The 13429-nt window shown below is 62.7% G+C and carries 11 protein-coding genes; 4 read left to right on the forward strand and 7 right to left on the reverse strand.

The window, feature by feature from the left end:
- The first annotated feature begins 193 nt into the window (after window positions 1-193).
- On the forward strand, window positions 194-418 hold the full coding sequence (locus F8N82_RS18255) for a YdcH family protein (protein ID WP_038996604.1): 225 nt from the start codon (window positions 194-196) through the stop codon (window positions 416-418).
- Between the two features lie 85 nt (window positions 419-503).
- On the opposite strand, the gene F8N82_RS18260 is transcribed toward F8N82_RS18255, so the two are convergent.
- Window positions 504-1307 (reverse strand): phytanoyl-CoA dioxygenase family protein, encoded by an 804-nt coding sequence (locus F8N82_RS18260; RefSeq protein ID WP_038996605.1) that lies wholly within the window; start codon window positions 1305-1307, stop codon window positions 504-506.
- Window positions 1308-1511: 204 nt separating this feature from the next.
- Here F8N82_RS18260 and F8N82_RS18265 point away from each other — a divergent pair, with 204 nt between their 5' ends.
- A complete protein-coding gene (locus F8N82_RS18265) occupies window positions 1512-2909 on the forward strand; it encodes an amino acid permease (RefSeq protein WP_038996606.1) in 1398 nt (465 codons plus the stop codon).
- Here F8N82_RS18265 and F8N82_RS18270 read toward each other — a convergent pair whose 3' ends face one another.
- The 6 genes from F8N82_RS18270 to F8N82_RS18295 all read right to left on the reverse strand — a co-directional run bounded on the left by F8N82_RS18270 (window position 2910) and on the right by F8N82_RS18295 (window position 9150).
- Complete coding sequence (locus F8N82_RS18270) at window positions 2910-3806, reverse strand: LysR substrate-binding domain-containing protein (RefSeq protein ID WP_038996607.1); 897 nt, start codon at window positions 3804-3806, stop codon at window positions 2910-2912.
- A 40-nt stretch (window positions 3807-3846) separates the two neighbouring features.
- Window positions 3847-4503: a DUF1266 domain-containing protein gene (locus F8N82_RS18275; protein WP_038996608.1), complete on the reverse strand. Its 657-nt coding sequence runs from the start codon at window positions 4501-4503 to the stop codon at window positions 3847-3849.
- 10 nt (window positions 4504-4513) lie between these two features.
- Window positions 4514-5734 carry a hypothetical protein gene (locus F8N82_RS18280; RefSeq protein WP_038996609.1) on the reverse strand — a complete coding sequence of 407 codons (1221 nt, stop codon included), beginning with the start codon at window positions 5732-5734 and terminating at the stop codon, window positions 4514-4516.
- Window positions 5725-8052, reverse strand: a complete 2328-nt coding sequence (locus F8N82_RS18285; protein WP_038996610.1) for a hypothetical protein — start codon at window positions 8050-8052, stop codon at window positions 5725-5727. The genes F8N82_RS18280 and F8N82_RS18285 overlap by 10 nt, the downstream gene beginning before the upstream one ends.
- A gap of 198 nt (window positions 8053-8250) precedes the next feature.
- Window positions 8251-8574 carry a chemotaxis protein CheY gene (locus tag F8N82_RS18290; RefSeq protein WP_224793874.1) on the reverse strand — a complete coding sequence of 108 codons (324 nt, stop codon included), beginning with the start codon at window positions 8572-8574 and terminating at the stop codon, window positions 8251-8253.
- Between the two features lie 198 nt (window positions 8575-8772).
- The gene (locus F8N82_RS18295; RefSeq protein WP_038996612.1) at window positions 8773-9150 is read right to left on the reverse strand and encodes a type 1 fimbrial protein; all 378 of its coding nucleotides are present in this window, start codon (window positions 9148-9150) and stop codon (window positions 8773-8775) included.
- Window positions 9151-9360: 210 nt separating this feature from the next.
- Between F8N82_RS18295 and F8N82_RS18300 the strand changes: the two genes are divergently transcribed.
- The gene (locus F8N82_RS18300) at window positions 9361-12189 is read left to right on the forward strand and encodes an ATP-binding protein (RefSeq protein WP_038996613.1); all 2829 of its coding nucleotides are present in this window, start codon (window positions 9361-9363) and stop codon (window positions 12187-12189) included.
- The gene (locus tag F8N82_RS18305) at window positions 12176-13369 is read left to right on the forward strand and encodes an EAL domain-containing response regulator (RefSeq protein ID WP_038996614.1); all 1194 of its coding nucleotides are present in this window, start codon (window positions 12176-12178) and stop codon (window positions 13367-13369) included. The genes F8N82_RS18300 and F8N82_RS18305 overlap by 14 nt, the downstream gene beginning before the upstream one ends.
- The last annotated feature ends 60 nt before the right edge of the window (window positions 13370-13429 follow it).

Consider the following 13429-nt stretch of genomic DNA (forward strand, 5'->3'; position numbering starts at 1 on the left):
ACCGGGCAAGTGCACCTTTGAATAGGAATCGCGATCAATATCGATTACCTCGACGTCGCGTTGAAGGTGAGGCATTGCTCGGTGGCTTGGGTGGGCAAATGTTGCAACAGACTACCCCAGCCCCGAAACATGGCAAAGACGACTATCCTCTAAGTTCATGACTTCCACCCCACACCCCCGGAGAGGTGAAGAAATGCCGGTCAAGCACGATTTGCTCGCAGACTTGAATCTGACCAAGGACCAGTTCCTCGAGAAGAAACAACACGATTCGCGGCTGAGTCAGCTGCATGAAGACTACAACCGCAAAGACGCCGAAGTCGTCGATGCCGAGAACAACAGCGCAGCCGATGACACCGTCACCCGGCTACGCAAGGAACGTCTGAAGATCAAGGACGAGATCGTCGCCCACCTGAAGTAGCCCCTGTGGGAGCGGGCTTGCCCCACGATTGCGATCTACCTAGCACATCGCATCGCGAGGCAAGCTCGCTCCTACCAGCCCCCCCTCAAGACCGCGCCCACACCACCGGAAACCAGTCCTCGCGCATGCGATCGCCGGTATTCAGGTCAATCCCCGGAAACGGTGGCGAGGTGCGCCCGGGCCGCTGGATGTAACGCACATCGTCACCCATGAAGCGGGTCGAAAATGCCCGGCGGCGGTTGCTGCCGTTGTTGCCGGCAGCGCCATGCACGGTACGAAAATCAAACACCACCGCATCCCCTGGCTCAAGCTCCGGCGAGAGGATCTGGTAGTCGCCGTTCTCCACATCCGGCATGTCCATGAACAGGCTTTCGCCAGAGCCGGCATCGGTGGCGCCATAGAAATCCTTGTTGCTGGCCCAGCTTTTCGGCCGCACCGGCTTGGGCCAGCGATGGGAGCCGAGCACCACGCTCAAGGTGTTGTGGCGGGTGACCGGGTCCAGCGGGATCCAGTAGCTGGCGGTTTGCAGGCCGTCGACGCAGTAGTACGGCAGGTCCTGGTGCCAGGGCGTGGGTTTGGAGGTGCCCGGCTCCTTGACCAGGATATGCTCATGGAACACCTGCACCTGCCGCGACTGCATCAGCGCTCCGGCAATCGCCGCCGCCGGCGAATGGAGCACGAAGTCCTTGAACGCCGGGATGCGCTGCCAGTTGCAGTAGTCCTCGAAGAAGCGCCCGCCTTCGCCACTGCCGACGTTCTCGATGGCAAAGGCGCTGGGCGCGGCCAGGTTCTGTTCAAAACCTTCGCGCAAGGGTTCGATCCAGTCACGGAACACACCGCGCAACACCACTGCACCATCACGCTGGAACTGTTCGATATCGGCATTCATCGGGGGCCACCTCTCTTGTTGTAATGGACAAAAGTATTGGGCGCCCCCGCGCGGCCGGTAAACCACAGATTACCTATTCGCCACTATAGGCAATCTGTATGGTGCAGCGGTTGTCAGCCCCCCGCCTTTGGCCGGTTAATGGCCCTGCCTGTGTCCTACGGCGCCTTGCTATCCAAGAATAAGAACAACGAGGAGTTACCTGGGATGAACGAAAACAGCACCGCCCTGCGGCGCGGTCTGAGTACCCGCCACATTCGCTTCATGGCGCTCGGTTCTGCCATCGGCACCGGGCTTTTCTATGGTTCTGCAGCGGCCATCAAACTGGCCGGCCCTTCGGTGTTGCTCGCCTACCTGATCGGTGGCGCGGCGATCTACATGATGATGCGCGCCCTCGGTGAAATGGCCGTACGCAACCCGGTGTCCGGCTCGTTCGGACAATACGCCAGCCAGTACCTGGGCCGCTTTGCCGGCTTTCTCACCGGCTGGAGCTATGCCTTCTCGATGCTGGTGGTGTGCCTGGCGGATGTCACCGCCTTCGGCGTCTACATGAGCTTCTGGTTCCCCGACACGCCGCGCTGGATCTGGGTGCTGGGCATCGTCTTCTTCATTGGCGCGCTGAACCTGTGCAGCGTGCGGGTGTTTGGCGAACTGGAGTTCTGGCTGTCGCTACTGAAAGTTACCGCGATCGTCTCGATGATCCTCGCCGGTGCCGCCGTGCTGATGTTTGGCATCCAGCTGGGCGGTGCCGGCGAGCCCCTGGCGGCGGTGAGCAACCTGTGGAGCCATGGCGGCTTCTTCCCCAATGGCGTGGGCGGGATGATCGCCTCGTTCACCGTGGTCATGTTCGCCTTCGGCGGCGTCGAGATGATCGGTATCACCGCCGGCGAAGCCAAGGACCCGCAGCGGGTGATTCCCCGGGCGATCAACTCGGTACCGCTGCGCATCCTGCTGTTCTATGTGTTCACCCTGTTCGTGCTGATGTCGATCTATCCCTGGTCGAAGATCGGCAGCGAAGGCAGCCCCTTCGTGCAGATCTTCAGCGGCCTGGGCATTGGCTCGGCGGCGTCGCTGCTGAACATCGTGGTGATCTCGGCCGCCGTGTCGGCGATCAACAGCGACATCTTCAGTGCCGGGCGGATGATGTACGGCATGGCCCACAACGGCCAGGCGCCTGCCAGCTTCGCCCAGCTGTCGCGCTTTGGCGTGCCGTGGATGACCGTGGTGGTGATGGCCGTCGCCCTGCTGCTGGGGGTCGTGCTCAACTACCTGGCCCCGGACAACCTGTTCCTGATCCTCGCCGCCGTGGTGACCTTCTCGATCGTCTGGGTGTGGTTGATGATCCTGCTGTCGCAGATCGTCATGCGCCGCGGCATGAGCGCCGACGAGGTGGCCAGGCTGCACTTCCCGGTGCCGTTCTGGCCGGTCGGCCCGGCCTGCGCGGTGGTGTTCATGCTGTTCATCTTCGGCGTGCTGGCCTGGTTCCCGGACACGCGCATGGCGCTGTACGTGGGCATTGGCTGGCTGGCCTTGCTGTCACTGGGCTACTGGCTGTTCGTCGCCCGCCAACCGCAGGTAGTGCTGGCAGATTCGCCCAGCCGCTGATCAGGCCGGGAACTGCTCGCTGGCCCAGTCGAGGAAAGCCTGCGCTGCCGGTGAGGGGCGCATGGCGCTGGACTGGGCCAGCACCACTGGCTGCGGGCTGACGGTTTCAAGCAGCGGCCGGCAGGCCAGGGGTTGGCCGTCGTAGCTGCAGTCGGCCACCGGCCGGGTGCAGGACAGGGCCACCCCGTAACCATGGGCGACCAGCCCGCGCTGCATCTCGAAGGTCTGGGTCAGTTGCAGGCTGGCCGGTTGCAGGTCATGGGCCCAGAACAACGACAGGAAGTACTCTCGGGTCCTGGCGATGTCTTCAAGGATCAGGCATTCATTGGCCAGGTCCACCAGCGACACTCGCTCCTGCACGGCCAGGGGGTGATCGGCTGGCAGCAAGGCGTAGGGCGTCAGTTGCGCCAGCACGCGTTTTTCGATCGGCGCATCGAGCCCCACGTCGTAGGTCAGTGCCAGTTCCGCCTTGCCATCTGCCAGGCGCCGATTGACCTCGGCAAGATCGGCCTCGAACAAAGTGATGGTGACTTGTGGATGGCGCCGGCGAAAGCCGCTCAACAGACGCGGCGCATAATACGGCCCCAGGTCCTGGAAGCAGATCAGGCTGAGGCTCCCGCGCACCTCCTGTTGCTGCTCGCCCTTGCCGTTGATGGCCGTGGCCAGGTTGAGCATGTCGCGCGCCTGCTCGAGCAGTTTGCGCCCCGCCGGGGTCAGTTCCAGGCCTCGGCTGACCTGGCGATGAAAGAGCTTTTCGCCCAGGCTCGCCTCCAGTTGCGACAGCGCCAGCGACACCGACGGCTGGGAAATATGCTTGGTGCGTGCCGCTGCACTGACACTGCCCTGTTCGGCGGCGGCGACGAAATACTCCAGCTGGCGGAAGGTGAAGCCGATCATCGCAATGCCCTCTCGGATGCTTGAACCAGCAGTTGCGCCGTTACCTCGCCCGCGCCGGGCTCAATGCCCCAGGCGTATGCCAGGGGATATCGGCCCAGGCCCCGCTGCCGGGCGCCAGCAACTGGCGCAGATGCGGCTCGTGGAACGCCTCGCCCAGCGAGTCGACGCGAAACGCCGCAACCCACTGCTCGCGCCCCAGCTTATAGGCTTTGCCGAAATCTTCCCAACTGTCGAAACAATCCTGCGCCCGCTGGGCATTGAGCAGCAGCACACGCCAGGCGAGATCGGGCTCGAGCCAGCGCATCAGCAGCGCACAACGGGCCACAAACGCCACCCGCGCACAGGCAAAGGCCATCGCCGCACGCGGCTCGTCGCTGGCCGTCAGCGCCTGCAGGTCGAGGCTGTACCATTGCTGTTCGAGGGTCGCACTGAAGTGCGCCCGCACCGCCTCGTCATTGGAGTTGCTGCGAACCCCGGCCTGGTGCAGCAACGCTGCCCGCACGATCGTCTGCGCTTGCTCGTTGAAGTGATCGCACGCCGGCGAATAGAAGCCCTCGACGCCCATCGCATCGGCCATGGGCCTGGCCAGCAACAGCGACCAGTGCTTGCGCTGGCTGAACAACGGCCCAGGCCCGCGCGGGCGGAATGCCCGCCACAACAACCAGGCTGAAACAACAGCCGCGAAAAGCAAAAACATGCGGTTCTCCTTACCTTGCCTGGGCCTGCCAGGCCTGGATTTCCTCGGCCTGGGCCGGCGTCATGTCCGGCCACGGCACGCCTTCGGTCTGGTACAGCGGATCATTGAGCTGACGCTCAGCGCGTTTGCTGAAGATGTGCCGAGTGGCGTACTTGACCGACACCGCCTGCGGGGCAGCCTGCAAGAACTGCTGCGGCTGACGCCCGGCCACCAGCCACTCGACCATGGCCGAAGGTGCATCGAGGCGCTCGTACAACTGCGGGTAGCGCGCCACCAGGCGGGTCTGCGCGGTCGGGTCGCTGACCTCTTCGATGCGTAGCCAACCCGCTTCGGTGCGCACAATGCCGATGGCGATGCAGTCGGCGGGCGTCTGCTGGTCGGTGCCCAAGGCATTCAGGCACTGCAGCAGGTCCTGGTAATAGCGCTCGACCGGCGGCCGGTTCTGCTTGCCCTTGACCTGTTCGACGGTCAAGGTGCCGTCGCCCTGCACGATCAGGCTGATGGTGATGTGCGGCTGGCCCTGGCCATCGCGAAAGCTGAACACGCGCATGCGCCGCTGCTCCACCGCTTCGGCATAGCGCTCGCCGTAGCCGCCGGTCAGGGCGCGGCGATCGGCGAACTGGCCCAGGCAGTGGCGCATCACGTAGCTTTCAAAGGCCATCTCGGCGCGCAACAAAGGACTCTCGGGGCGTAGCTCCTGCAATACGTGCTCAGTAGTCGTTACCCGCGTGAGCAACGCCTCGGGCTGGCTCTGGCGCCAGCCCTGCTCGACGCGCGCAGCCATCTGCGCGTGTTCCTTTTGCCACAGCGCCAGCGCCTGCGGGCAGTTGATGCGGTCGAGCTTGCCGGCCAACGCCGTGCCCTGACGCGAGGTCAAAAACTCCACCAGCAAGGCCTCCTCGGCCAGCAGTGGCGCCTGCTGCGGATCGACCCAGACCAGCGGCGCAGGCGCCTGCTGCGAATCTTTGCCGGCGTCGCCCAAATGCCTGGCCACCCACGGCGGCGGTTCAGCCCCCAGCACCTCGACAGCCTGCTCCGGGGTCAGGATCCGCCGCGCCGGCTCGAAGTTGCCGACCAGGTGCCGGTAGAAATGGTTGAGCAACCATTTGCCCACCTCTGGCGCATCACCGCGGGCCTTGCTGCGCTCGGCAATGCCGCGCTTGAGTTGATCGGCATTGAGTGCGTTGCGCGGGGCGTAACCGGACTGTCGCAGCTCCGGTGTCACTTCCATATCTGCCACCAGGCCTTGCCTGCAGGTTTTTCAACGGCCTGCAGCTCGGCGATGCTCTGGCTGAAGATTTCATTGTTGCTCTGGTCGATAGCGTTGTCCGGATCACTGCGCAGGATCGAGCGCTGGTAGTAGGCGATGGCCTCTTCCTTGCGCCCCAGGCCCTTGAGCACATCGCCGGAGCAGCCCAGCAGGCTGGCGATGTCACCTTCGTTGATATACGGCGCGTAGCGCAGCCACAGGCTGGTGGCGGCCTCCGGCAGGTTGTACGACAGGTACGTGGCCACTTTTATCCGCGCGAACAGTTGCGAGATTTCCAGGTCCTTGTCGGCGACTCCTTGCTCTTCCTGCCATTTGAGCACGCGCTCCAGCCAGATCAGGATCTCGCGTTCGCGGTCCAGGCGGTACAAGGCCCGGCTGACTTCGAACAGGTACTCTTCGGGGTCGTGGCGGCTGTAGCCATAGTCGGCGGCGAAGTGCCAGAGCTGTTCGGCGGCTTCGGCGATACCCAGGTCATCCCCCAGCTCAATGCGGTTTTGCAGGGTGCCATGATAGTGTTCTGCGAACGGGCTGGCGGCAATGCCACGGGCATGCAGCTCCAGGGCCTGCTCATACATGCGCTGGTCGTTGTAGCAGCGGTAGTTGATCGCCAGGTTGTTGCAGAGCATCGAGTACGTGTGCGCACAGGCATCGTAACGATGCCCGCGACCGGTGGCGAAGCATTGCTCCATGCGAGCCTGGCCGTGTTCGTAGGCCACCTTCTGTACTTCGCGCAACAACGACCAGGCCTGATCTGCCTCCTCGCTCGAGAGCTTCTCGACTTCCACCTCGACCAGGTCGTCGATGGTGCAAGCGAAACCGTAATAGTTCATGCCAGCGGCCATTGTCGGCAGCGGTTGGCGCAAGGCATCGACAATGCCGAACACACTGGCATGGGCGCTGAACAGGCTGTAGGCGCTGCGGTGGTCCTGCATATTGCCGGCCGAAACGGCCTCGCGCAGCATCGTAAGTTCAGTGTTGGCGTCAATGCGCCCGGCCTGGCGTTCACGCACTGCCAGCAGGCGGTTGATCCAAGGGTGATTCGGCGCGCGGCGTCGGGCCTCTTCCAGGGCCAGGGCGAAAACGTTGTCGATCTGCTCAAGGTCATCGCGAGCAGCATGCAGCGCATCGAGCAGCGGGCCCATGGACGGCGTCGATTCATCGCGCCATGGCAGCCCGGAGGTAAACCGCTCCAGCACCTGTTGATCATCACAGGCGCGCATCACGCACAGCGGCCACCATGGCAATTGGTCCTCGGCATCGAGCAGGCGATCGTGGACCCAGTAGGCAATACCCGGCCACATCTGCGTGCGAACGCCATAGATTTCCATGAATGCACGCTGCCCGGCGTCGTCGATCTGACCGTTTTCAAGCAACCAGGGCAAGTGGAATTCGACAAAGTTGTCACTGCCGCTGGAGTCCAGTTCCAGGGTCGCCACTTCACAGATTTTCAAGGCACCGGGCAGGTCGCCCTGGGCCTTCAATGAGCGCGCAGCCAGGCGCGCCAGGCGCACTTCCCACTCCCGGCGCTGAGGCAACGACAGCTCGGCGATCGACTGCACCACAGGTTGCTCGAACATCGCCAGGCGCAGCGGCACGATTTCGATCAGCGCATCGCCCAGCCACAGCCAGTCGTTGCCGTCGACGTCCTGACTTTCGCCAGCGGTGCGCAACGCGGTAATCGCCGCCAGCGCCGCTTCGCGAGCCTCTTCGTCACGCTCGTGGGAAGCCAGCACCCGGGCCCGGCGCCGGTGCTGATCGGCATCGTCCCAGGCCCGCAGGGCGTGACGGCCGGGGTTGATCAACGCCAGGGTGTGACGCACCTCGATGGCCTTGAGGGCGACGTCGAGGGTGGTGTGCTGCAGATCGTCGAAAATGCGGTAGCGCCGGTACTGCTCGATGTCGAACGCCAGCGCCTCGTTGCTCAGTTGCTGCAGGGCGTCGAGGGCCTGCAGCAGGCCTTGCTCGTCTTTGAGGTAGTTGCAAAGGCGCAGTTGGTAGATCAGCAGGTTGAGCTTGAGCTCGTTGCGCGCCTCCTCTGGGGTCGCCTCGATCAGCGCCTGGCCGTCGTCGGCCAGCACCGCCCTGGAGGCGTCGGCGTCACCGGCATTGACCCACAGCACGTGCAGACGGTCGATCGATTCCAGCGAGGCCGCCTTGAGCGGCTGGGCGCGCAGTTGGCCCAGCACGTAGTCACCACCGTGTTCCTGATACTCGACCTCAACACGGTCCATGAATTGATCCAGCTCAATACCGGACAGCACGGTGCTGCTTTGCGTCATTGTGAACTCCATTTGCGAATGACTGTGCATCGCCCGATGCGTCCTGTGCCAGCGCCCTTGAGTGGGACAGCAGGTACCCGCGTACGTCTACCTTTGACAGGCAACGATGACGAAAGGGATCGGGCAATACAGCGAGGTGCTGCACGCTACCAGTTGGCGTTTGAAAAACCAAGGGCGCGCGGGGGGCAAAGTCAGTGATTAGCGTGCCAACAGCGGGTCGACAGTGTGCAGGCAGCGCTTGATCGAGTCGAAGTCCGGTGCCCGCGACAGGCACAGTTGAATCCTGGCATTGACCGGCACCGAGACTCGCGAACAGTCGGCGCGTTGCCCTTCATAGATAAGCGCATGGCGGATGCGCGGATTGTCGTGGCAGAACTTCAGCAGGTTGAACTGCCGGGAAGGCACCAGCACCGTGTTGACGATCAACAGGTCGAAGGGCGTGCCCTGCGCCCGGGTCGCCGCCTGCAACGCTTGAAAGCTGCTCAAGTGGGCAACGCGGCAATACCCCAGGCGGTTGAGCATGTTTTCTATCTTGCTTCGCTGATCGTGCTGACGATCAGCGATCACTATGCGCAATGCTATGTTTGACATTCGGTAAACCTGACAGATGGGCTTCGCGAGTCTTTATAAAAACTGCGACTCGCTGAAGTACTGGCAAGGTTACCGTTGGTCGTGTTCAGAGACTCTAAGACAATTCTCAAACGCCCTTACGCCCACGCCTTAAGGTGTGGTCAGGGTAATCAGGTAAGCGCCGCAGCTCAGTGCCTTGCCGGAGGCATCCACCAGCGCGTACTGCTGGTTGTAGTAACGCCCGGCCTTGCCGCTGTCGGCCACCAGCCTGACGTTGACCGGCGCATGATCAAGGGTACTGACCGCCGCCTGCGGCTCTACCCGGCGCAAGTCGATGCGGGTACCCCGGGCCTGGGCCGGGCAATCGTTGAGGTTCAAGGCACCGCCCTGGGCCGACGGCGTGCACGGTGACTCGACGATGCTGCCAGTGAAATTGATCACGCCTTGCGCAACCGACGTGGCGGCCATGCAGGCTCCGCTCAGACCGAACAGCAACCCTGCAGCGATAGCAACATACTTCCCATTCATGCCGGCACTCCTGCGATAACGGTTGATACCTTGAGTGTCGGCCGGGCGGCGCAATGTTTAAGGATTGTCTGATAGGCAAAGTTGCGCTTTGCCAAGCAGGTCGCAGAACCGGACAAATAAGAGCCTTCTGGCTGGCCAACGTACCCGGCAAGGCTTATGTTTAAGGATCGTCTGATGTCTCTTGCGCATGCGACTCCCTAGAGTCCGCGGATGAGATTAAAAAGCTACCTGCTGCAAATCAGCCCCCTTCTTTCCAGCCCCGAAGCCGCCCGCCGCTTGCTGCGGTTGTTCGCCGTGGTGTTGCTGATCGGTATCTTCAGCGGCGTGTACAACTTCCTGTTGTTCACCTTCAACAACGACATCTCCCAGCGTCGCGGCTACATGAGCAGTGCGATTGCCGAGGCACATACCTTCTTCACCAACCGCGAGGCCTTGCTCGAGAGCCTGAGCCTGTCGGCAGTGCGCAAGTCGAGGCAGAGCAAACCCCTGGTCTACCTGCCGTCGACCGAAGAAGTGCACCTGCAACTGGGCAGCACCACCGACAATCGCTGGAGCATCTGGCTGACCCAGCGCCTGCGCGACTACATGAAGGAAAAGCAGGTCAGCCTGCTGTATGTCGACACCGGGCCGAACGCGCAAGTCCGGCGCCTGTACAACTGCGCCCCCGGAGTGCCCGGGTTTTCTGCGCACATGCTCGAACAATTGCAGGCGCTCAAGGACAACAACCCCTCACCCGCCGCCGAACTGTGGCTGACTGACCAGACCGAGCAACGCTCGTATCTGTACATCTTCATTCGCCTCGATGAGCGTGACGTCGAGTCGGGCTGGCTGGGCCTGGAAATGGACAGCCGCGAAGTGTCGGCGGCGCTCAATGACCAGAGCGCCGGTGAGTTCATGATGCTCAACTCCGAAGGCATGCTGGTGTTCACCAACAGCCACGACGCGCAGTTGGGGCAGATGCTGCTCAACTCCCAGGGCGAAAACTTTTTCGGCTTTGTCGGCGACGGCTGGATACCCGATCACCTGGTGATCCGTAAACACCTCAAATCATCGGACTGGCAACTGGTGTACTCGATCGACCTGCTGGCGGTGCTGGCCGGGCTGTGGAAACAGCTGGTCGGCTCGCTGCTGTTCTGCCTGCTCACCGTGACCCTGATCCTGTTGCTGATGCGCCGCATCGAGCTTCGGTTCATTGCTCCGGCGATCCACCGCATCCAGGCCTTGATCGAAAGCGAGGCGTTCAGCCGTGATGTCATCCAGACCGCGCCGGTGGCCTTGTGCGTCCTGCGCCGTACCGATGGCAAGGTGGTGCTGGAAAACACCCTGGCGCAACAATGGCTGGGCGACGGCCTGGAGCGCGATGTGCTGTGTGCCGGCTGGATCAACCAGGCCTTCGACAACCAGCAACCGCAACGCAGCGACTATTTCGCCACCGCCGATGGCCGCCACCTGTACCTGAGCAGCGCGCCGACCCGCTACAACGGTGAAGACGTGCTGTTCTGCGCCTTCAGTGACATCAGTGCACGCAAGCAGGTGGAAGCGGCGTTGGAAGACGCGCGGCAATCGGCCGACGCCGCCAACGAAGCCAAGACGCTATTTCTGGCAACCATGAGCCATGAGATCCGCACCCCGCTGTACGGCGTGCTGGGTACCCTGGAACTGCTGGCGCGCACCCAGCTCGATGCCCAGCAGCGCGACTACCTGCACGCAATAGAAGGCTCCTCGGCGACCCTGTTGCAGTTGATCTGCGACGTGCTTGATGTGTCGAAGATCGAAGCCGGACAACTGGCCCTGGAGCTGAGCGAGTTCTCGCCGCTGGAATTGGTCCACGAAGTCATCCAGGGTTACAGCGCCGCGGCACTGGGCAAAAACCTGCAGCTGTACGCCTGCTTCGATCCGCAACTGCCGGAGCGGCTGATCGGCGATGTGACCCGGATCCGCCAGATCCTCAACAACCTGCTGAGCAACGCGGTCAAGTTCACCGACAGCGGCCGTGTGGTGTTGCGGGTCAAACTGATCAACCGTGATGGCGAGCGTTCGAGCCTGATGTGGCAAGTCTCGGACACCGGCAAGGGTATCGCCGAGGAAGACCACCCGTACATTTTCGAGCCGTTCTACCAGACCGAAGGCAACACCAATGTAGTGGCCGGCACCGGCCTGGGCCTGCCGATCTGCCAGCGCCTGACCCAGTTGATGAACGGCCAGTTGCGCATGGTCAGCGAGCTGGGCCTGGGCAGCAGTTTCACCCTGACCCTGCCACTGGAAGAAGCCTCGGCCAGCAGCGACTTGCCCGCCCTGGGCGGCCTGTTGCCCGAGACGATCTATGTGCTCTCGCCGATTCGCGAACTGGCGCAATCGATCAGCGGCTGGCTGCGCCGCTGGGGGGCGCGGGCCCAGGTCGGGCGGCCGACGCCGGCGGATGCCGCCAGCGGCCACCTGCTGCTGGAACTGCACCCCGGCAGCGCCGAGCAAGCGCTGGTGACCGACTGGAGCGGGCCGTTGATCCTGGCCAGCGCCCATGGCTGCTGCGAGCCGCAACTGGAAGACGGCCGCTGGCAGGTCAACCTCAACCACCTGAGCGCCGTGCACCAGGCCGTCAGGCAAGCCCAGGGGCTGTGGATCGCCCGCACCGATGACCCGCAAAAGCGCGAAATGCAGAAGCTCGAACTGCATATCCTGGTGGCCGAAGACAACATCATCAACCAGTTGATCCTGCGTGATCAGCTCGAAGAGCTCGGCTGCACCGTCGAGTTGGCAGGGGACGGTATCGAGGCCCTGCAGCTATGGAAAACCGGGCACTTCGATGTGGTCCTGACCGATGTGAACATGCCCAAACTCAATGGCTATGAACTGGCCAGAGAACTGCGCCGCCAAGGCTGCTCGATCCCGATCATCGGGGCAACGGCCAATGCCATGCGCGGCGAAGCAGAACTGTGCCTTGCAGCCGGAATGAACCATTGCCTGGTCAAACCTTTCGCGTTGCGGGCCCTGTTCAACTATCTGGCGCCTTATCAAGAGACCTCCCATGAAGCCCTATAACATCTTGATCGTCGAGGACCACCCGTTCCAGCACATGTACTTGCAGCACCTGTTCAGCGAATTGGGCAATTTCCATTTCGAAGCGGCCCAGGACGGCAAGGAAGCGCTGGAACACCTGCAGCGGCGTGACTTCGACCTGGTGCTGACCGACCTGCTGATGCCGGGCATGGATGGCGTGCAATTTATCCAGGGCCTGGCCAGGCTGCGCAGCAAGCCGGACCTGGCGATCATGAGCGCCGCCTCCAAGCGCATGCTGATGGCCGCAAGCCTGGTGGCCAAGAACCTCGGTGTCGAGGTGATCGGCTTGATCTCCAAGCCGGTCAAGCCGGACGCCCTGCGCAACCTCACCGAACAGCTCAACGGCAAGAACCGCAGCGCACCGCAGGTACCCCCGGCGGTCGCGCAATTCGATTACCAAGCGCTCATTCACGGGCTGAGCAACGGCCAGTTCCAGGCCTGGTTCCAGCCGAAAAAATCCCTCAGCAACGGCCGCATCGTCGCCGCCGAAGCCCTGGTGCGCTGGATGCATCCGGAGCAAGGCGTGCTGCTGCCCGGCTCGTTCCTGCCGGCATTCAAGACCTTCGAGCTGGAGGAACGCCTGCTGTGGCTGATGCTCAAGCAGGCCATCCATGCCCAGGCGCGCTGGCGCCAGCAGGGTTACGACATCCCCGTGTCGATCAACCTGCCGACCCACCTGCTCAACAGCCACGACCTGGCCGACCGCCTGCTGGAGTTCGTCCTGCATCACCAGGGCATCCCCGGCAAGATCTGCTTCGAGCTGATGGAATGCTCGGTGCCCCAGGACATCAGCAACTTCTACGCCGGCGCCTGCCGCCTGCGCATCAAGGGCTTCGGCCTGTCCCAGGATGATTTCGGCAAGGGCTACAGCTCCTACATGAACCTGGTCTCCACACCCTTCACGGAGCTGAAGATCGACCGCGCTCTGGTCCAGGGCTGCCATGAAAACGAAGGCATGACCTCGGCACTGACCAGCATTGTCGCCCTGGGCCGCAAGCTGGGGCTGACCGTGGTCGCCGAAGGCGTCGAGACGCCCCAGGAGCTTGCTCTGTTGCGCAAGATTGACTGCAACCAGGCCCAGGGTTTTCTGATTTCCCATGCGGTGTCGTCCGAGCAGTTTCAGCAATTGCTCAACAATGACGGACCAGCAACTTTCTATTGATGGGTCGCACCGCCCTTTAATGGCCAGCAGAGGTAAACTCCATCCAGCCATCTAAATTAC

Origin of the sequence: Pseudomonas fluorescens, from assembly GCF_902497775.2 — a bacterium.
Classification (GTDB): domain Bacteria; phylum Pseudomonadota; class Gammaproteobacteria; order Pseudomonadales; family Pseudomonadaceae; genus Aquipseudomonas; species Aquipseudomonas putida_F.